General features: G+C 62.2%; 14 protein-coding genes, 1 tRNA gene and 2 pseudogenes. 13 read left to right on the forward strand and 4 right to left on the reverse strand.

What is annotated here, in order from left to right; genetic code table 11:
* Positions 1-160: 160 nt before the first annotated feature.
* The 8 genes and pseudogenes from GC162_19080 (at position 161) to GC162_19115 (ending at position 10482) form a co-directional block, all read left to right on the forward strand.
* A complete protein-coding gene (locus GC162_19080; protein MBI1370747.1) occupies positions 161-1915 on the forward strand; it encodes a hypothetical protein in 1755 nt (584 codons plus the stop codon).
* Complete coding sequence (locus GC162_19085; GenBank protein MBI1370748.1) at positions 1912-4116, forward strand: hypothetical protein; 2205 nt, start codon at positions 1912-1914, stop codon at positions 4114-4116. The genes GC162_19080 and GC162_19085 overlap by 4 nt, the downstream gene beginning before the upstream one ends.
* Positions 4117-4841: 725 nt before the next feature.
* Positions 4842-5333 carry a hypothetical protein gene (locus tag GC162_19090; protein MBI1370749.1) on the forward strand — a complete coding sequence of 164 codons (492 nt, stop codon included), beginning with the start codon at positions 4842-4844 and terminating at the stop codon, positions 5331-5333.
* Positions 5330-7237: a hypothetical protein gene (locus tag GC162_19095; protein MBI1370750.1), complete on the forward strand. Its 1908-nt coding sequence runs from the start codon at positions 5330-5332 to the stop codon at positions 7235-7237. The genes GC162_19090 and GC162_19095 overlap by 4 nt, the downstream gene beginning before the upstream one ends.
* Positions 7238-7328: 91 nt before the next feature.
* Positions 7329-7511, forward strand: a complete 183-nt coding sequence (locus tag GC162_19100; GenBank protein ID MBI1370751.1) for a hypothetical protein — start codon at positions 7329-7331, stop codon at positions 7509-7511.
* Between the two features lie 2 nt (positions 7512-7513).
* Positions 7514-8869 carry an AAA family ATPase gene (locus tag GC162_19105; GenBank protein ID MBI1370752.1) on the forward strand — a complete coding sequence of 452 codons (1356 nt, stop codon included), beginning with the start codon at positions 7514-7516 and terminating at the stop codon, positions 8867-8869.
* Between the two features lie 569 nt (positions 8870-9438).
* Positions 9439-9891: pseudogene (locus tag GC162_19110) on the forward strand (hypothetical protein).
* Positions 9892-9906: 15 nt separating this feature from the next.
* A pseudogene (locus GC162_19115) lies at positions 9907-10482 on the forward strand (hypothetical protein).
* Positions 10483-11221: 739 nt separating this feature from the next.
* Here GC162_19115 and GC162_19120 read toward each other — a convergent pair.
* From GC162_19120 to GC162_19130, 3 genes are all read right to left on the reverse strand, one after another.
* Positions 11222-11295 (reverse strand) — tRNA-Pro (locus GC162_19120).
* A gap of 127 nt (positions 11296-11422) precedes the next feature.
* Positions 11423-12748 carry a DUF1501 domain-containing protein gene (locus GC162_19125; protein ID MBI1370753.1) on the reverse strand — a complete coding sequence of 442 codons (1326 nt, stop codon included), beginning with the start codon at positions 12746-12748 and terminating at the stop codon, positions 11423-11425.
* 61 nt (positions 12749-12809) lie between these two features.
* Positions 12810-15254: a DUF1553 domain-containing protein gene (locus GC162_19130; GenBank protein ID MBI1370754.1), complete on the reverse strand. Its 2445-nt coding sequence runs from the start codon at positions 15252-15254 to the stop codon at positions 12810-12812.
* Here GC162_19130 and GC162_19135 point away from each other — a divergent pair.
* The 5 genes from GC162_19135 to GC162_19155 all read left to right on the forward strand — a co-directional run bounded on the left by GC162_19135 (position 15154) and on the right by GC162_19155 (position 19380).
* Positions 15154-16113 (forward strand): TIM barrel protein, encoded by a 960-nt coding sequence (locus GC162_19135; protein MBI1370755.1) that lies wholly within the window; start codon positions 15154-15156, stop codon positions 16111-16113. The genes GC162_19130 and GC162_19135 overlap by 101 nt on opposite strands.
* 24 nt (positions 16114-16137) lie before the next feature.
* A complete protein-coding gene (locus GC162_19140; protein ID MBI1370756.1) occupies positions 16138-16938 on the forward strand; it encodes a hypothetical protein in 801 nt (266 codons plus the stop codon).
* A 167-nt stretch (positions 16939-17105) separates the two neighbouring features.
* Positions 17106-17462, forward strand: coding sequence for a hypothetical protein (locus tag GC162_19145; GenBank protein MBI1370757.1), 357 nt, complete (start codon positions 17106-17108; stop codon positions 17460-17462).
* A 36-nt stretch (positions 17463-17498) separates the two neighbouring features.
* Entirely contained in the window at positions 17499-18755 is a 1257-nt protein-coding gene (locus GC162_19150) for a CHAD domain-containing protein (GenBank protein MBI1370758.1), read from the forward strand.
* Entirely contained in the window at positions 18613-19380 is a 768-nt protein-coding gene (locus GC162_19155; protein MBI1370759.1) for an HD domain-containing protein, read from the forward strand. Before GC162_19150 ends, GC162_19155 begins: the two co-directional genes overlap by 143 nt.
* Before the next feature lie 139 nt (positions 19381-19519).
* Here GC162_19155 and GC162_19160 read toward each other — a convergent pair whose 3' ends face one another.
* Positions 19520-19807 carry a hypothetical protein gene (locus tag GC162_19160; protein ID MBI1370760.1) on the reverse strand — a complete coding sequence of 96 codons (288 nt, stop codon included), beginning with the start codon at positions 19805-19807 and terminating at the stop codon, positions 19520-19522.
* Positions 19808-19918: the final 111 nt, after the last annotated feature.

The raw sequence follows: 19918 nt of genomic DNA on the forward strand, positions 1-19918 counted from the left end.
GCCGACCTGGACTGTTCGTTGGATTGCAGGCGATGCTGAATCGACGACGACGAGCACGTGGTGGCGCTTTGGTGCGTGTCCATTTGCCGGTACACTGAAGGCCATCTCAAAGGTCCACCAATTGTAACGGCATTGCGCCATCCGGAATCCGGTTACGTCGATGGCAAAGAAAGACAAATCCAGCCCGATCATCCTTCAGTGGACGAAACACGTGCCCACCGCGGACGTGCAGGACCCATTGGGCACGAGCCTGCGCGGTTCGACACGAATCGCCAACCGGCTTCTGTTCTGTATCACGTCGATCACGCCTCGCGCCCGGTATTTCACCTTTGTGCCGTGGTGTGTGTACGACTACAACAAGCGAGAACGCGGGACACCCCATGCTCTTGGCCTACGCGATGCGATCGTTCTTCGTGAACATGCATTGACCCTCGGCTGCATTGCGCACCACGATGGGGCGGCGTGCGCAGGGGGCGCACTGGTCGGTACACGCGAAGCTATACGATGGTATGGAAGTCATAATGGAAGCGAGGCCAACCTGCGACGGTTACGATTTGCCAAGAACCCGGCAATGAACGCCTACTTCAACTCCTTGGTCAACCTTGGCGTCTTTATAACTGAGGAGGATATTCCCGAGTTGGAGGACGACGAGGAACCGATCGAATTGACGTTCGATGATATCGAACTCAGTGCAATGGGTCTGGAGATCGCCGCCGCCTACGATGCAGCCGTCGGACGATTGCAGGCAGTATCAGAAGTCGCATCCAGATCACGGCGGTGCGCTGTGACAACGCTCAAAGCGTGGGGGCGTAAGGGTGGATTGTGCGAACTCGCATTGCCAACCTCACCCGACCGGGATTTGCTTCGCGATATCTTTTTCACTCGCCGTGAACTCCCGGGTAAGGCCCACGCGGACCGACGACGCACGCTATTACTCATGCTTGATTTAGCCAGGCGGCTCACAACCAATGGATGGTCGTTCGATGCCGTCACGTTTGCCGACAGTGTCTATTTCGGAGAAGTCTCCGATGAGGATGAGAACCACGCCGTCGCGATTTCGTCCCCATTGACGGACATCTCGTTGCGTTGGCGCATGTTTTACTTTCACTACTACATGGCTGTCGCTCTTGAAGGCATCTTTTCGTGGCTCGTCACACGTCTTCGTGGCGCTGGCCTCGCGGGAGAGTCCTTGGACGGACTTGTCAGCGACCTAAACGGTCTTGGAGTGCGTAGGGATATTTCATTATTCGCGGGGGTGCATCTCGAGGAGCCATTTGGGTTGATATCCCCGCGCCGCCTATTCGCACTCTTGGGTACACCACTTGAGTTGATCGATTACGACACCAGCGCGACGATTGACGGGTCGCGACGTGTGAGCGGCCCCATTTCCGAGCCGATTCTTGAAGGCGTGATACGTAATGATGACTACCAAGACCCGACGAGCGCATTTGCAGCATCCCTGCTCTTGTTAGCGATCACGTTGGCTCGTTACAAGCGATGGGATGCGACGCAATATGGCCAGTGGCTCGCGTCGGCTGCCGCTGATCCTTACCTCGATCTGGTTCCGCCCGTCGTTTTGCATGGCATGGAGCGACGTTTTCAGAATTGGTGGGATACCCCATTCGTCGAACTGGGGATGTTTGTCCTACACCGCTTTGTTATCCAGCAACATCAAGCGATGTCATACGAAAAGGTTGCGTCCGGCGCTCGCTGCCTACTCCAGATTGACGGCGATCGAGTGCTGTCCACCGGTACTTACGACAAGATCGGCACCGGCAATGCACGTTTCCCAAGCGCGCTACAGGTGCTCATCGACCTTGGGCTTCTCTCACGTGATGACTCAAACGACATTGTCGTCACGGAAGATGGTGATCTCTTCCTTAGTCAGGAGATGGCAACCGAGGCCACCGAATGAGATACTGCGACTATACAACGCTGTTCTCAACGCATCCGTCAGAACTTGTTCTTCTTTCAACGTACAACTTTGATCCGGACTTCTTCGAGCGTCGACTTCTTCGCGCGCCATCGCTTTTGACGGCGCGCCGAATAGTCGTCCTGATGGATTACGATCAATGGTCGCGACTCAAAGTGGAAGAGGTTACCGCTCGCTGGATGAACAGCAAATACCTGGTAGTGCCGATCCGGCCCAAGGCAGGCGTATTTCACCCGAAGCTGCAACTCGTCCTTCGAGCCGATGGATTCCAACTTGTCTGCGGCAGCAGCAACCTCACACGCTCAGGATGCACGCATAACCTTGAGATCGTCAACGCGATCTCGGCGATGCTCGACGATAGTGGCACGCATGAGTCACTCCCGCTGTGCTGCGATGCTGTTCGGTTCTTTCAGTTGGCATTGGACCGCGGCATCGGCGATGCTGCCGCGATCGCACGCGATTGGATTGCCGACGCGGCGAAGGACATGCCCTGGTGCCGGCCGACATCAAGACAACATAGAGATGATCACGGCGGCGTGAAACTCATGCATACCCTTGATGGTCCTTTGTGGGACCAATTCGTGGAGTGCGTCGGCGATCATCGGCCGACACAGATCGTAGTAGTATCGCCGTTCTATGACACCGACGGCAGGATGATCAGGCGCGTTTTGCAGAAATGGCCGAAGGCTACGCTTGAGGTTCTGGCCCAGCAACTCACCAGCAACCTTCCAGTTGGCCAGCTGAAACTGATGGCCAGACCGCCAGATATCTATGAGGTGCGAAGCGCATCGAGGAGATTACATGGAAAGGCGCTCGGATGGCAATCCACTGACGGAGGCGGCATCCTCGTTGGCAGCGCGAATTTCACCGCCGCCGCGTTCGACGGGAGGAACATCGAAGCATGTATCTACGTTGGCGCGGAGACGGCGAACATGAACACGCTTTTCGACTCGCAGTTGCAACGAGTCTCGATAGCGGTTGAAGATTTCATCCCAGCGGACACGACTGAGCCGCGACCGGATGAAGATACTGAGCCTGCATTGTCGATACAATCAGCGTCACTGCGTGACGGGACCACATTGCGGCTGCTCTACGAGGTGTCATCGGGCGAAGTGATCACGAAGTTGTCGGTCGCCTTACGTCTCAGCAGCGAATCCTTTCCGCGGGCCACTATCGTACTTCCGACGCGCCGTACCGGCGAAGCTGTCGTCAAAGTGGGGGAAAAGGTGCTTCAGGACGTGCATGGGTCACTTCTGGCATTCATATCTGCGGAAACAGACCACGGACGAATCGAGAGCGCGGCGACCTGGGTTATTCATGAGGACAGGTTGACGCATGAGCCGTCTGATGGCTCGGGGATCAAGACGAAGACCCACGTCGAAGAAACTGGTGACGGGCTGCCTGAATATCTCGACGAGATCGTCAAACGTGAAGGACTGGCGAGTGTAGTGGAGTACTTGAACCACTTGAACATTCGGTTTTTCGACGGAAGCGGCGGCATTGGGGGCCGATCCAAGTTTCAACTGAGGCGCAGCGATCCATATCACCCGGATGTACCTCCAGAGTGGTGGGACCAAATCGACGCACATGCACCGAATCTCGAACAAGCGATATATTCATTTTGCGATCGACACGAAAAGTCGCGACTGCGTCGGCACGCTGAGCGCGGCAACATCAACGGGATGGAGAACTTCCTGGATATATTCACGGCAGTCGTGCGGCTCCTCTACGTATATCACACGCGAGTTGATGGAAGGGGGCAACCCGTTGTCAAAGCGCCTCAGCTGATCGGTCGCGTCTGCCGCCTGATCGAGATCGCCACATCAGGAATTGATACAAGCCATGACTATTGTGAAGGGTACACCACGTCCCTCGTGGTGAATCTGAATGGCGACTTGAGTCTGCTGCATGAGCGATCCGAGGAGTTGAATTTCATGGGTCACATGTGTGCCGCGCTTCTCATCGCACAAATGCTGAGGTTCGATCCGAACGAGGTTCCGATCTATGGCCCAAAGGTGACGCGACCTCGGGAATGCCTTGAGCATCAGGTCAAGCGCCTCCATGCGACGATAGTAGATGCCGAGATGGCCGCACCCAGCAAGCAGCAGGTCGTATCCGCGCTCGGACAGTATCGGATGTTGTCTGACGATGTGATGACGGCGTGCGAGGGTGAGATTTCGTAGGCACGACGCAACATTTCGGCCCCTCCCGCAAAAAGACAAGGGTGGAGGGAGCGCCGGCGGGCGGCCCGTCGATCGTCTGTGGCCGGCTGCGCAAAGAAATGGTCGTCGGTGCAGATGTAGAGGGTGCCGGAAGGGGCTGGGGAGTTGGAACGTGCCAGATATGGCACGATTTTCAGATTTCTCGTCTGGGGTGTACGGAGTTTTCGTTTGGCGGGCGAATAACCCCATGTGCATCGCGCACGCCAGTTTCGCTTCGCGCCGGATAATTGATTGATGCCCACCTTGCGCGGCAAATCGGCCGTTCGTGCGGGTGTAGTGGGCAACATTCCGCAACCACGCCACAAAAAAAGGTGGTCACGCAAAAAATCGGCCCTGCCTGCAAAAAGACAATGGTGGAGGGATGGCTTGCCGACGGTCGGCGGCAGGTTTTCTGCGAATGAGCGGTACGGCGACCGGCGGATCGCATAGGTAACTAGAGAGGGGACGGCGCGAACGTCTCCGACCAGGCGGCGAGACGAAAATCGTTCCAGTATTGGAGCAATTTTCAGATTTCCGCAGATTGTTGGCCGAATTTTGGGCCCCTGCGGCAAATAACCTCACTGGCGGGATCGCGACAGAAATTCCGCCGACGTTCCGCGGCAGCGCCGGGTAAGTAATCAGTAGACGACAGCGTCGGCATGGTGGCTGGCGCGTTGGGCACACCTCTTTTCGGAAAGGATTCCAGCATGAGACACGTTCTGAGTCGAAGCGATTACGAAGAGCTGTTCGGGCTGCAGGCGTACCCGAAGCGGACGACGGCGGCGGCGAGCGAACTGGTGTCGCGCGGGCTCAAGGCCAACGCGACGACGCTCGACTATCTCGCCAAGACCGGCGTCGTGGCGGTGCCGCAGAGCGATGGCGGGCGGCGGCTGTGGGAGCGCCGGCACATCGAGCAGGTGGCGGCGCACCTCGACGAGATCGAGAGCTTCACGCCGGGCACGTGGCATCATGTGATCGAGGACACGAGCCCGGCGCAGGACATGCGGGCGTTCCGGGAGGCGTGCGCGGCTTCGCCGGACCTGCCGCCCGATCCGACCTATTTCGTGCGGACGGTGACGCCGGGTGTGCCGGGTCTGGGCATCTACGCGATGGTGCACTATCGCCCGATGTCGCGGTTGGAACTGGCCGAGTGGCATCGCACGATCGAGCAGGCCCGGGGCCAGGCGGTGCCGGCATGACCCCCGGAATCGAAACTATCGCCACGGAGAGTCTGCTGCTGGCTGCGCCCGAGGTCGCTATCGAGGCTGGCGGCGAGCCGAAGCGTCCGCGCATCAGCATCGTCGCCTACACCGGCGGCATGATGCGGGTGCCGGGTTGGGGCGACGTGGCTGTCGATCTGACGGGTCTCGACGCCTCGGGTCAGGTGCCGCTGCTGGCGGATCACGACGCCCGTGTCGGCGGCGTGGTCGGGCACGGCAGCGCCGAGGTGCGGGATGGCCGCCTGATCGTCACCGGCGTCATGAGCGGCGCGGGTGAATCGGCGCGGCAGATTGCCGAGATGACGGCCGGCGGATTCTCATTTCAGGCGTCGGTCGGCGTCGAGCCGGTCGAGCAGGAGCGGGTGCCGCCCGGCACAAAGATTCAGGTCAACGGCCGCACGCTGTCGTCGCCACGCGGGTTCACGCTGGTCAAGCGTGGGCGGCTTCGAGAAGTAAGCATCACGCCGTTGGGTGCCGACGCCGGGACAAGCGTCGCTATCGCGGCATCACATCGCAACGCAGAAAGGAATGCCATGAACACGGACGTTCTGACGATCGACGAGAACGCGATCCGCGCCGACGAGCGGGATCGCATCAACCGCATCGAGGCCACGTGCGCCAAGCCGGCAGCCGGCTGGGGCGCGAACAAGGACCGGGTGGACCAGCTCAGGGCCTCGGCGCTGGCCGGCGAGATCACGGAGCAGGAACTGACGGCGCAGATGCTCACCATGCTGCGCGAGTCGCGGCCGAGGCTGATGAACACGGGGCTGCGCCCGGCGCAGATCGTCAGCCATGCCACAACGCTCGAAGCGGCGCTGCTGTCGCGCATGGGCATGACGGAACTGGGCGAGCGAGAACTTGGTCCACTGGCGATGGAGCACGGCGCTTCGCTCAAGGCGAACCATGTGCTGGACCTGTGCCGGGCGGCGCTGATGTACGAGGGCATCGAAGCGCCCCGTGGCCGCGAGGAAATGGTCAAGGCGGCGCTGAGCACGTACTCGCTGCCGACGGCGCTGGGCAACGTCGCCAACAAGGTGCTGCTCGATGCGTACACCGAATCGCCGGCGAGCTGGCGCTCGTTCTGTGCCGTGCGATCGGTCAGCGATTTCAAGAAGAACACGGCGATCAGGCCGTCGTTCGCCACGCCGCTGGAGCCGGTCGCCCCGGGCGGCGAGATCAAGCACGGCACCGTCGGCGAGTGGTCCGCCGAGTACCAGGTGGACACGTTCGGCAAGATGCTCAGCGTCGATCGCCGCGACCTGGTCAACGATGACCTCGGCGTGTTCGACGAGACGGGTCGGGCGCTTGGCCGATCGGCGATGCGGAAACTGTCGGACCTGGTCTACGAAGTGCTGCTGGCGAACATCGGCGGGTTCTTCGCGACCGGCAATGGCAACTACCTCGAAGGTGCCGACAGCGCCCTGACGTTCGACGGCCTGGCGGCGGCGATCACGCTGATGCTCGTGCAGCGTGACGATGAGAACAACGACCTCGACCTGCGGCCACGCACGCTGCTGGTGCCGCCGGAGCTTCAGACGACGGCGAGGGCGCTGCTCGAATCGGAGTTCATCAAGCAGATCGCCGAGCGCACGCCGACGGGTAATTCGCTGCGGCAGGCCGTCAGCATCGAGGTCGAACCGCGCCTCAGCAATGCCGCCAAGTTCGGCACGGCGGCCAGCGCCAAGCACTGGTATCTGTTCGCCGATCCGGGCGCGGTGCCGATGGTCGTCGCGTTCCTCCAGGGCAAGCAGACGCCGACGGTCGAATACTTCGGCCTCGATCACCAGGCCAACCGGCTGGCGGTGACGTGGCGGGTCTACTTCGACTTCGGCACGGCGCTGGTCGATCCGCGTGCGGCCGTGCGGAGCAAAGGCGAGGCCTGAGGTGGGGGTTGGTTGCGGGCATGGCGGGCCGGTGTCCGTCCACACCGGTCCGCCGCCCGCTTTCGTTTTCACATCGACAATGGAGTGTCGCATGGTTTCCACTGCGGATGAAGACGTGACGGAGCGCGTCGGCAACATCGAGATGCGCATCCGCTTCGGCGAGCCGACGCCGGAATCGAGAGAGCGATGGGAGCGCCGCAGCGAAGCGCTGGCCGCGTGGCTGCTGGATCGCTGGCATGAGGAGCAGCGCCGTCGCGCGGCAGAGAGGAATTGAGCATGATGGCCACACGACAAGACCCAATCCCGGCCGGGCACTACGACGCGAGGATCGTCAACTCGCAGATAGTCGACACATCGGACGGCAATCGTCTCGATCTGAACTTCGAGATCATTGGCGGTGCCCACGACGGTCGTGTTGTGACCAAGGGACTGCACCTGCACAGCCGCAATGCGAGCAAGCAGTGGCGGGACCGCCGTGAACTGTCGCACATTTGTCGGGCGGTCGGTGAACTGACGCCCCACGACAGCAGCGAATTGCACAACATCCCGATGGTGATCGAGGTCGGCATGGACAAACGGCGGAACACCATCCTGTCCTATTCGCGTTCGCCTTCGTCCGATGCAATGGCATCATCCAAGCCACGACGCATCCAACTCACGCGCGCCGACCAGATCGAGATGCGTCCACCGGACTGGCTGCTGCGCGGCATGCTGGAGCGCGACACGTTCGCTCTGGTCTTCGGCGATCCAGGCACCGGCAAAAGTTTCCTCGCTATCGACTGGGCGTGCAGGGTGGCCACGGGCACGCCCTGGTGCGGCCACGGCGTGAAGCCCGGCCCCGTGGTATACGTCGCCGGCGAGGGGCGCAACGGCCTCGGCCGGCGCTTCCGCGCGTGGCAGGAGCACCACGGCGTGAGCCTCACCGACGCGCCGCTGTTCATCGCGCCAGCGATGGCGATCCCCGATCCATCGCAACTGGCCGAACTGCTCGTCGCCATCGAAGAGCACGGCCCGCCGGCACTGATCGTACTCGACACACTCGCGCGCTGCTTCGGCGGTGGCGATGAGAACAGCACGCAGGACATGAGCCGGTTCGTGTCGGCCTGCGACGCGATCCGCCGGCGCTACGGCTGCACGATCCTCGTGGTGCACCACACGGGCCATGCGGACAAGAATCGGGCGCGCGGCGCAATCGCGATGAAGGCGGCGCTCGACGCCGAGTATCGCATGGCCAACGACACCGGCCTGCTGTTGAGCGCCACCAAGATGAAGGACGCCGAGACGCCGCCACCGTTGGCGCTGGAACTGGTAGCGGTGGACCTGCCCGACATGACCGACGACTACGGCAACGCGGTCACGTCGGCGGCGATCAACGTGCTCGACGCCGACGCGGGCGCGATTGAGTCGGCGGCGCGGACGGTGGCGATCCGGCGCAGCAAATGGCAGCGGGTTGGGCTGGAGATCGCCAAACGGTTGATGGCCACCGGTGACGATGGTCAGGCCAGCGTCAAGGACTGGCACAGCGAGTGCGAGGCCACCGGCATGCGGCAGTCCACGCGGTACGACGTGCTGGCCGAACTGCATGATCGCGGCGACCTGGTGGTGGAAGGTGAGACCATCGTTCCAGCGTGAGCGACCTCGCCCTTCCATTTCCGATTCCAATTCCAATGTCCTTAAGGACATTGGAATTGGAATGGAAATTGGAATGAGGGCCTGAAAGAGAAGATTGGAATTGGAATCCGGAAATTGGAATCGTGGCAAGCAAACTGACGGCAGAAGGTTACGAGCGACGCGAGGCGGAGCGTTCAAAGCCAGATTGGAACGATTGGAATCCGAGATTGGAATCGACGCCGTCGGATAGGTACTCCGCGCGACCGCCTTTTCGAGATGGCACGGGAACGCGTCGAGGGGTTGCTCTCAGTTTGTTGAGAGGCGCGCACAATCAGCCGTAACGCCACGGAGGGCATCGTTGCCATGTTGACGCGCCGAGTGCTACTGAAGGCGGCGTGGCGGCAACACGGCGACCACCGTGGCTGCTACCGGCGCGTATGCCGGACGTGCGGCGCGCCGTTCTACGCGGGGCGTCCCGAGGCCCGGTATTGCCGACCGGCGTGTCGCCAGCGGGCGTACCGGCGGCGAAAGTTGGACTTGATGTTCTCGCCCACATGAGCCCTCATGGTCGTGGCATCAAACCATGACCCATGGAGACCACCATGATCAGCACGCAACACGTACCCGCCGTCGCGTACCTACGGCGCTCGTCGGACAAGCAGGAGCAGAGTATCCCAGACCAGCGCGTCGAGGTGGTGCGCTACGCCGAGGAGAACGGCTACCGCATCGTCCGCGAGTACCTCGACGACGCGATCAGCGGCACCAGCGCCGACGAGCGGCCCGGCTTCCAGCAGATGATCGCCGACGCCGAGGTCGGCCAGTTCAAGGCCGTGATCGTTTGGAACAGCGACCGCTTTTCACGCGGCGATGTGACCGAGACCGAGCACTATCGCTACCTGCTGCGGAAGGCCCACGTCAAGGTGCTGTCGGTGACGGAGGACTATCTCGATCGCGACGGCATCGACGGTGATGTGCTGCGGACCGTCAAGCAGTTCCAGAACCGGCAGTTCTCGATCTCGCTGTCGCAGAACACGCTGCGCGGGCAGATCAGTTCGGTGATGGCCGAGTCCGATCCCGGACGCGCTGCGCCGTACGGCTACGACCGCGAGATTCTCGCGCCGGACGGGTCGGTGCTGTTCCGCATCCGATTCTGCCCGGAGCGGGTGCGCGAGGTATATGACAAGGATGGAAAACTCCAGACCCGCTACGCCAAGGGGCAGCAGTTGTCGAAGCCCGGCAAGGAGTGCAAGGCGCGGCTTGTACTCGGCGAACCCGAGCGCATCGAGGTGGTCAAGACTATCTACAAGATGTGCCTCGATGGGATCGGCTTCGCATCGATCGCGGCCGAGTTGAACGCCAAGGGCGTCCCCGCGCCGACGCGCGACATCTGGGGCTTCACCACCATCAAGTCGATCCTGGAGAACCCGACGTATCGCGGCGACCTCGTTTGGAACCGACGCACGGAGGCGAAGTTCTACCGCGTGCGGAACGGTCGAGCGCGGAAACGGGAACGGCAGTTTGGCGAGGCGAAGGTGGTGCGGACGCCGAAGGATGAGTGGGTGGTCGTACCGGACGTGGTGCCGGCGATCATCAGCCGCGAAAACTGGGATCAGGCGCAGGTGATGGTCGCCAGGCGGGGCCGTGTTCGCGGCGGGGCTGGGCATCGCGATCGGCGATGGTTGTTGACGGGCGTGCTCGAGTGCGGCGACTGCGGGCACAAGTTCTGGGGTGATCCGAGACGCAAAGGGCACAAACCCGGCCGCGCGGAGGTCATCACCAACTACTACACGTGCTCGGGACGGCGTTCGCACGGCAAGACGATCTGCGAGGTGCCCTCGACGCTGCGGGCTGAGCACATGGAAGAATGGGTGCTCGGCAAACTCGGCGATCTCGTCGCCACCGACAGGGGTGGCATCGAGGATGCTGTCGAACGCTTCGCCGGTGCGGTTGATATCGAGCAAACCAGCGATACCGATGCCGAGCGGATCGAACGCGAGATCAAGCAGATCAACGAGTTGGTCACGGCGCTCACGATGAACATCGAGCCCGCGAACATGGCAATGCTCAATGACCGGCTCACGCAGTTGCGGCTCCGCAAGGATGCGCTCGACGACGAGCTGTGCATGGCGAGGCGCGCCCGCCGCGATCACGATCCCGGTGAGGCCCGGCAGTGGGCGCGGTCGCAATTGGCCGGGCTGCGCGACGCGATGAACGGGACGCGCAACGACCGTACGCGCGAGGTCATCGGCAACTACGTCGATCGCATCGTGGTTTGGCCGTCGAAGAGGCGTGGCGAGATGGTGTTGAACGAGGCCTCGCGGCCGTTCTGGAAACGCCACGACCGTCCTGTCGGACGGTCGCGGGTGAAGCTAATCGGGGCGACAGGATTTGAACCTGCGACCTTCTCGTCCCGAACGAGACGCGCTACCAAGCTGCGCTACGCCCCGAGGCGTTGTTTGTCAGGCGGGCATTGTAGGGGGGATCATGTGGGGTTGCAAATTTTTTGGAAAGAGAACCCGCCGCCCGTTCGGCAAGCTCACGGCAAGAAGCGGCGTCGCTCAACGGGGGAGGGGGTCAGGCGATCAGGTCGTGGACGACTTCGCCGGCGACGTCGGTGAGCCGGAAGTCGCGGCCGGCATAGTTGTAGGTGAGTTTTTCGTGGTTGAGGCCAAGGAGGTGGAGGATCGTGGCGTGGAAGTCGTGGGTGTGGACGCCGTCGGTGGCGATGGCGTCGCCCATGTCGTCGCTGGAGCCGTGGACGTAGCCGGCTTTGACGCCGCCGCCGCAGAGCCAGCTTGTGAAGCAGCGGTTGTGGTGGCTGCGGCCTTTGGGGCCGTCGTGTCGGGGCGTGCGGCCGAATTCGGTGGTGAAGACGAGGAGCGTGTCATCGAGCATGCCGCGCTGCTTCAGATCGGCGATGAGTGCGGCGATGGGCTGGTCGATGTTCTTGGCAAGCGGCCCGTGCGAGGCCATGTTGGAGTGTGCGTCCCAGTTGTCATGTGCGGCGACGTCGATGAGCTCGATGAATCGGACGCCGCGCTCGGCGAGGCGGCGGGCGACGAGGGCTTGCCATCCGTAGCCGGTCGTCTGCCCGCGCTGAAGTCCGTACATGGCGAGCGTCGCATCGGATTCGCCGGCGAGGTCGAACGCTTCGGGGGCTTCGGTCTGCATGCGGAAGGCGGTTTCGTAGCTTCGGATGCGGGCGGCGAGGGCGTCGGTCGTGGGGTGCCGGCCCATGTGCTGCCGGTTGAACACTTCGCTGAGGCCCAACTCCATCTGTTCGACGTCGGCGACTTTCGTGCGCGGGTCGAGATTCATGACGGGATTCGGGCCGGGGATGACGCGCGTGCCCTGATGGTACGCGGGGAGGAAGCTGTTGGAGAAGATCTGCGTGCCGGCGTAGGTCAGATGCGGGGCGATGACCATGAACGAGGGGAGATTCTGATTGAACGTGCCCAGCCCGTAGCTGACCCATGAGCCGATGCATGGTCGGGCGAAGGAGACGGAGCCGGTGTGGATGCCGAGCGTGGACTGGAAGTGGTCGTTGTGATCGGTGTGCATCGAGCGGATGAGGCACAGGTCATCGACCGACGCGGCGATATTCGGGAACAAATCGGTGGCGTCGATGCCCGCCTTGCCCCACTTGCGCGGCTTCCAGAGGGAGCCCAGGTAATTGTCCTTGCCGTCCATGTCGTTGAGCTTGGGCTTGGGGTCGAACGAATCGACATGCGACACGCCGCCGGGCATGAACAGGAAGATGACGCGCTTGGCTTTGGCGGGAAAATGCGGTGCTTTGGGGGCCAGCGGATTGACCGGGGCGTAGCGCGACTCGGCGCCGCGGGCTTCGCCGGCCGTGATCGCATCGATGATCCCGGGCATCATCACCGATCCGGCGACCATCGATCGCAACAGGGCTCGGCGTGTCCAGGGGTGATGGGCGAATTGCATGGTCAGCTCTTTCCTAGTCGACGAAAATGAACTCGTTGGAGCGAAGAATCACGCGACACAAACTCTTCCATGCTTCGAGCCGCGCATCATTGTCCGCCATGCCCGACGCCTTGTACTGCTGCGTCACCTTGTCGAGAAACGCGAGCGATTCGCTCGTTTCCGATTCGCTGGGCGGGCGGGCGTAGGCGGTCTGGAACGCCAGCTCGATGCGCTGCGGGTCTTCCTTGGCGGCTCCGATCAGTCGCTGCGCGAAGCTGTCCGCCTGTTCGTGCACGAACGGATCGTTGAATCCGTACAGCGCCTGAAGCGCGGTCGTCGATGCGACGCGATCGCCGGTGCATGCATTGGTGTCGGGGCCGTCGAACGTCGCCATGAACGGATGCGTCTGGCCGCGCTGGGTCATCAGGTAGACCGAGCGCTTGTTCGACGGATACACATCGCGGAACGGGCGATGCTGCGTGTACTTCCACTGGGTCGGATCGGGGAACGGATGCGGCGTCGTCATCGGCGTGCGATCGAGATTGCCGCTGACGGCGAGCATCGCATCGCGAATCGGCTCCGCTTCGAGACGCCGCACGTTGGCGTGCCAGAGGTACTGATTCGCAGGGTCCGTCTTCGCGTTGTCCGCTCCGTCGTCAGCCGAAAGCTGGTAGACCTTGGACGTCATGATCAGCCGGTGCATCTTCTTGATGGACCAGCCGTCATCCATGAACCGCTTGGCCAGATAGTCGAGCAGTTCGGGGTGCGTCGGCGGCTTGCCGCGCGAGCCGAAGTCGTCGGGCGTGGCGACGATGCCTTCGCCGAAATGATGCTGCCAGATGCGATTGACCATCACGCGCGCCGTCAGAGGGTTCGACGGCTCGGTGAGCCACTTGGCCAGCTCCAGCCGCCCGCTTCCTTTTTCGTCCGCCGGCAGTTTCTGCCCGCCCAGCGCCGTCAGGAAATGCCGCGGCACGAGGGGGCCCTTGTCGCCGGGCTGCCCCTTGATCTGCACATTCGCATCGCCGGTCTTGCCCTCCGCCACGGCGTAGGCGTCATCAATCCGCGGCTTCTCCTTTTCGACGCGCGTCAGCGCATGCTCCTGCGCCACGTACTGCTTGCCCAGGTCATGCTCCAGATCGCGCAGCTTCTCGACCTTGTCGTCGATCGCTTTTTTCGCCGCGTCGTCCTTGGTCTTTTTCTGCTCGGCGATCGCGGCGGAAAGATCCCTGCCCGCCTGTTCGCGCCGGTTCTTCAGGTCGGTGAGCTTCTTCTTCTCCGCTTCGACCTTGACCTTGTGATCGGCGAGAATCGCATCGGCTTCCTTCTGAGGAATCAGCGGAACGAAATCCTGCTGGGCCTGGAGAAGTTCGATGCCCGGCATGGGGTAGCGCGTGCTGTCGAAGATGCCGTAGAGGGCGTAGTAGTCTTCGGTGGAGATGGGATCGTATTTGTGATCGTGACAGCGGGCGCAGTTGATGGTGAGCCCGAGGATGCCTTTGCCGAGGTTGTCGAGCGTGTCCTCGATGGTCAGGTACTGCGGATAGTTTTTGATCTGCGACCCGAACCGGCGCGAGAGGGCGATGTAGCCGGTGGCGATGACATCCTCGCGGCGCTGAGCTTCGTCTTTGTGCGGCAACAGGTCGCCGGCGATCTGCTCGCGGAGGAACTGGTCGTAGGGTTTGTCGTGATTGAAGGCGTCGATGACGTAGTTGCGGTACTTGTAAAGCTGCGGGATGGGGAAGTCGGAGTTGTCGCCGGCCGTGTCTGCGTAGCGGACGATGTCGAGCCAGTGCCGGCCCCATCGCTCGCCGTACGCCGGGGAGGCGAGCAGCCGGTCGATGAGCTTCTCCCACGCATCGGGGCTTTTGTCCGCGAGGAACGCCGCGACCTCGCCCGGCTCCGGCGGCAGGCCGATCAGATCGAAGTACGCCCGGCGGATCAGCGTCCGCTTGTCCGCGGGCCCGACCGGCTTGAGCCCGTGCCCGCGCCAACCGGCGGCGACGAAACGGTCGATGGGATGCTCGCTGAAATGCGACGCGTCGGCAGGGGGCTGCACATCCTTGACCGGCTGCACCGACCAGAGGTCCTTCGCCGCAATCTGCACCGGCGACTCGGCCCATAGGCGGGGCGCGATCGCCAGGGCGATCATCAGCAGCATCGGAATGGCGGCGTTCGATATTCTCATCAGGCGTTTTGGTGGCGGGTCCAATCGCGTGTGAGCCGGTCCCGGCGGGACGGTTGGGGCCGACGGCGTCGACGCCCGGAGGCAGGATACGTGTACGTCCGAATTTTCGGCTATTATAGTCGTGACATCAAGAGGCATGCCACCCCTTTTTTGAGAAACCGGTTTTCCTGCCATCGGTCCGAGCCCGCGTATGGCTCGAATAACGGCGATTGTCCGTGCGACGGCGCGAACAATCCGGTATGGTCTAACGTTCAACCTGCACCACCTTATTCCTCGAAAGGACCCCGCCATGAAGAAGTTTTTGATGATGACGCTGTGTGTGCTGGCGATGTGCGCGATGTCGCGCCCGTCGCTGGCGGAGCAATTCGACACCTCCGGCGCCGACAAGCTGGGCTTCAAGCTCTGCCTTCAGGCCTGGACCAACAACAAGAAGACGCTCTACGAAACGCTCGAACTGGCGCAGCAGATCGGCGTGCATTACGTGGAGATGTACCCCGGTCAGCCGCTCGGGGGCGACCTGAAGGGCAAGACCGGCCCGGGCATGAGCGATGAGGAAATCGCCAAGACGCTTGAGAAGGCCAAGTCGTGCGATGTGACGCTCATCACGTGCGGCGTGATGGGCATTCCTTCCGACGAAGCGGGCGCGCGGGCGACGTTCGACTGGGCCAAGAAGATGGGCCTCAAGTACATCAACTCTGAGCCGGACCCCAAGGCCTTTGAGATGATTGACAAGATCGCCGGCGAATACGGCATCATGGTCGGCATCCATGACCACCCCAAACCCAGTCGCTACTGGAACCCCGAGTACGCCTACTCGCTGACCAAGCCCTGCAAGAACATCGGGCTTTGCGCCGACACCGGGCACTGGAAGCGCAGCGGCATGAACCCGGTCGACGTCGTCAACACCTACGGCGACGACATCGTCGACTCGCACTTCAAGGACCTGGTCCCCGGCGGCGGGTCGGCGAATCTGCATGACGTGATCTGGGGCACCGGCGAATCGAACGCCGCCGGCGTCCTGGCGGCGCTGAAGGCCAAGGGCTTCAAGGGCCCGCTGTCCATCGAATACGAATGGAAGTGGGAAGTTGAAGACCTGCGCAAGTGCGCCGAGTTCTTCTACGCCGAGTGCAACAAGCTCGCCAAGGAGTGAGCGGCTCGCGGCGTTTGATGTGAGATGAAGCCCCGCCGCCGGCGAACATCGGCGGCGGGGTTGTTTTTAGCCGCGATACAATGCGCCGGGTGTGCGCTTTTTTACCGTAAATTGATGTGCCGCTCGCGTGTACCATCAATATGGAGGCCTCGCATGTCGACCCGCCGCAAATGGATGACCTGTGCATTGCTGCTGACGCTCGTGTGCTCGCTTCGTGCCGACGAGCCGGCGACGATCAAGATCGCCGTCAATTCCGGCGAGGTGCCCGAGCTCAATGACTGGATGGTCAAGGCGGCTCAGACGGCCGCGGATTTTTACCCGACGATCGTGCGCGAGTTGGGCGATGCGGGGTACACGCCGCCTGCGTCGGTCGACTTCATCGTGAAAAAAGACGAGAAGGGCGTCGCCTACACGCGGGGGCACACCATCGTGATGGCCCCCGCATGGTTCAAGGCCCACCCCGATGACGTGGGCGCGATCGTGCATGAGATGTGTCACGTCGTGCAGTCGTATCATCATCGCAACACGCCCGGCTGGGTCGTCGAGGGGCTCGCCGACTACGTGCGCTGGTTCAAGTTCGAGCCCGTCGAGAAGCGCCCGCGCGTCGATCCCCGCCGCGCCAAGTACACCGACAGCTACCGCACGACCGCCGCGTTCTTCGACTGGATCGTCCGTGAGAAGGACCCGACGTTCGCCCGCCGACTCAACGAGGCCTGCCGCGCCGGCCAGTATTCCCCCGAGCTGTTCACGAAGTTCGCCGGCGCCTCGGTCGATGATCTCTGGCAGGGTTTCATCGCTTCGCTGACCCCGCGTCCATCCAACTGATTCCGAGGCGCGATTGAACGCCGTGACAGTTCCGGAACAAGATCACATTTAGGCTAAATGCTAAATAACAAAGGTCGCAAAACGGCTTGACCATTGACGGATTCGCTGCGCCTTCCGTCCGGCTATCATGTCGCTTCTTGCCGCCGAGTCATCGGCACGGAGCAATTATGCCCAACCTCGTCAAAGTCGTCGGCCTCCTCCTCGCGTCCAACGTGTTCATGACCTTCGCCTGGTACGCGCACCTGCGCAATCTCAGCGGCAGGGCGTGGTACATCGCCGTCGTCGCAAGCTGGTCGATCGCCTTCTTCGAGTACATGTTCCAGGTCCCCGCCAACCGCCTCGGCTACACCACGCTCTCCCTCCCGCAGCTCAAAATCCTCCAGGAAGTCATCACGCTGACCGTCTTTGTGCCCTTCGTCCTGCTGTACATGAAGCAGCCGATCAAATGGGACTACCTCTGGGCCGCCCTGTGCATGGTCGGCGCCGTCTTCTTCATGTTCCGAAGCGCCGCAACGCCCGGCTGAGGACGGGAATGATCAATGACCAAATCCCAATGACCAATGAAGGAACGGCCTGCGGCCTTTCATTTTGAGATTGGGTCTTTGAACATTCCCTTGGTCCTTGATGCTTGGTCATTGGTCATTCCCATTTTTAACATGGCAAATTCGCACCGCCGCGGCGCAGCGGATACATTGTCATCAACCATGTCCCCGCAGGGTCTTCCAACTTCGCGTCGCGTTTTCGCCGCCCGCGTGCTGCTCAAGCACTTGGCCGCCCTGGCGTCGCAGATGCACGGGGCGCGCCGAGCGGAGGACATCGAGTTCGTCCATCAGCTTCGCGTCGCCAGCCGCCGTCTCCGCAATGCGCTGGACCTGTTCGATGAAGCGCTGCCCAGGAAGCTGGCCCGGCGGTGGACGAAGCAGATTCGCCGGCTGGCCAAGGCCATGGGCGCCGCCCGCGATCTGGATGTGCAGATGGTCGTCGTCGAAAAGTATCTCAAGGAGCTCAAGGCCGCCGGCGACCGCGAGCACCGTCCGGGCGTGGAACGACTGCTTCTGCGGCTCAGTCAGCAGCGCGGCGATGTGCAGCCGGACGTGGCGGGGGCGCTGGACCGCTTCGAGTCATCGGGCACGCTCGAGCAGATGCGCGAGTCGCTCGTCGGCATGAAAGTGGCGGCGCGCATGCACACCGGGGCGCCGTCCGCCGCCGACCTGCCCGGCGACGCCCGTCGCGTGATTCTGCTGCGCCTCGAAAAGATGCTCGCCTTCGAGCCGTTTATCCATTCGGACCAGCACGTGACGGAAATGCACCAGATGCGCATCGCCGCCAAGCATCTGCGGTATACGATGGAGGCCTACGCCGGGCTGTTCGAGAGCCGCCTGCGCGAGGAGATCAAAAATGTGCGGCGGATTCAGACCCTTCTGGGCGACCTGCACGACTGCGACGTCTGGCTTTCTTCGCTGCCCCTGTTCATCGAAGAGGAGCACGAGCGGCACGTCCGCTTCTTCGGACACGGGCGCGGCTTCGCGAAAATCCGCAAGGGCATCGAACATATGCTCGACAATCGGCGTCAAAAACGCCGCGAGATTTACGGGCAATTCGTCGAACTTTGGGACGAACTGACCAAAGATAAACAATGGGAACGATTAAGAGATTTATTGGCGGAGCCGATGGATGACGATACACTCAATACACCGGTGGAACCGACTGCGGCGGAGTCTGCACAGGACCACCCCGGCCCACGGAGTCCCGCGCATGGAAGCGCGCAAGCATCCTCCCCATCGTCACCCCCCGATCGCCGCCGTCGCCAAGCTTGATGCTCAGCAGGCCCGCGACATCGCCCCGGCCTACCGGCTCGCCGAGGACTGCCTCTATGAAGCCGGGCATGCCCATCAGGTCGCCCGCCTCGCCCTGGCGATCTTCGATCAGCTTCAGCCCCTGCACCGACTCGGCTCCCGCCGCCGCCTCCGGCTCGCCGCCGCGTCGCTCCTGCACGACATCGGCCGCCTCGAAGGCGCCGCCGGGCATCACCGCACATCGCTCCGTTACATCCTCGAATCGACCCTGCTCCCGTGGAGTCAGCGGCAGCGATTGATCATCGGTTCCATCGCCCGCTATCACCGCAAGTCGCCCCCCAAACCCAATCATTCGCACTTCGTCGCCTTGAGCCGCGCCGACCGGCAGGACGTCCGCATCCTCGCCGGCATCCTCCGCGTCGCCGACGGCCTCGACGCCTCGCACCGCAGTCTCGTCCGCCGCGTCGCCTGCTCCTTCTCCGACCGCCGCATCACCCTCTCGTGCATCACCAGCCGCCCCGCCGACTCCGAACTCAACGCCGCCATCCGCAAAGCCGACCTGCTCACCGAAGTCTTCGACCGCGATGTGCAAATCGAATGGCGCCTCGCCTCGACCCTCACCCCCGCCAGCGCCAAAGCCAACTGACCCAATCCGCGCCGCCCCCGACTTCCCCTTAAGCCGAGGGCTGAGCAAAGCGAAGCCCCGGATAATTTTCATGACGCGCGTCAGAGGGCGTTCCGCCCTCCGACACCCCCCTGATGCAAATTCCGACCGCAGCGATTCGCTACACCTCGACATCGCGCTGTTTGAGTAACTCCAATTCCGCACGCAACCGTTCAACTTCCCGACCCAGCGGCCCGGTGACGAAATACGGTATGACGAAGAAAAACATGCTGTTGAACGCCATCAGCATCACCACAAAAATCAGCGAGGAGCCATCGTGAAGTGATGGCACAAATGCCGCCGCCGCCGTGATGCCTGTGCAAGCGAGCGACATCGCCACGCTCCGTCCCGACATCTGCTGACTACCGAGCAATTTGATACGAGATAGGTCTTTATCACGATCCGTCATAACACACCTCCAGAAATTGAGAGCATTCTACGTCATTGATGGTTGTACGATAAAAATGACCGGAAGATCGCCGTCCACAGACTTCCACCAGCCGCTTGCGGCTTAGCAGGC

The organism is Planctomycetota bacterium (assembly GCA_016125255.1).
Taxonomy (GTDB): domain Bacteria; phylum Planctomycetota; class Phycisphaerae; order Phycisphaerales; family Zrk34; genus RI-421.

What these genes read in the sequence shown, in the direction of transcription:
- GC162_19080 (MBI1370747.1), top strand. Translation starts at nt 161, where the DNA reads ATGGCAAAGAAAGACAAATCCAGCCCGATCATCCTTCAGTGGACGAAA.
- GC162_19085 (MBI1370748.1), top strand. Translation starts at nt 1,912, where the DNA reads ATGAGATACTGCGACTATACAACGCTGTTCTCAACGCATCCGTCAGAA.
- GC162_19090 (MBI1370749.1), top strand. Translation starts at nt 4,842, where the DNA reads ATGAGACACGTTCTGAGTCGAAGCGATTACGAAGAGCTGTTCGGGCTG.
- GC162_19095 (MBI1370750.1), top strand. Translation starts at nt 5,330, where the DNA reads ATGACCCCCGGAATCGAAACTATCGCCACGGAGAGTCTGCTGCTGGCT.
- GC162_19100 (MBI1370751.1), top strand. Translation starts at nt 7,329, where the DNA reads ATGGTTTCCACTGCGGATGAAGACGTGACGGAGCGCGTCGGCAACATC.
- GC162_19105 (MBI1370752.1), top strand. Translation starts at nt 7,514, where the DNA reads ATGATGGCCACACGACAAGACCCAATCCCGGCCGGGCACTACGACGCG.
- GC162_19125 (MBI1370753.1), bottom strand. Translation starts at nt 12,748, where the DNA reads ATGGTCGCCGGATCGGTGATGATGCCCGGGATCATCGATGCGATCACG.
- GC162_19135 (MBI1370755.1), top strand. Translation starts at nt 15,154, where the DNA reads ATGGCTCGAATAACGGCGATTGTCCGTGCGACGGCGCGAACAATCCGG.
- GC162_19130 (MBI1370754.1), bottom strand. Translation starts at nt 15,254, where the DNA reads ATGGCGGGGTCCTTTCGAGGAATAAGGTGGTGCAGGTTGAACGTTAGA.
- GC162_19140 (MBI1370756.1), top strand. Translation starts at nt 16,138, where the DNA reads ATGAAGCCCCGCCGCCGGCGAACATCGGCGGCGGGGTTGTTTTTAGCC.
- GC162_19145 (MBI1370757.1), top strand. Translation starts at nt 17,106, where the DNA reads ATGCCCAACCTCGTCAAAGTCGTCGGCCTCCTCCTCGCGTCCAACGTG.
- GC162_19150 (MBI1370758.1), top strand. Translation starts at nt 17,499, where the DNA reads ATGAAGGAACGGCCTGCGGCCTTTCATTTTGAGATTGGGTCTTTGAAC.
- GC162_19155 (MBI1370759.1), top strand. Translation starts at nt 18,613, where the DNA reads ATGACGATACACTCAATACACCGGTGGAACCGACTGCGGCGGAGTCTG.
- GC162_19160 (MBI1370760.1), bottom strand. Translation starts at nt 19,807, where the DNA reads ATGACGGATCGTGATAAAGACCTATCTCGTATCAAATTGCTCGGTAGT.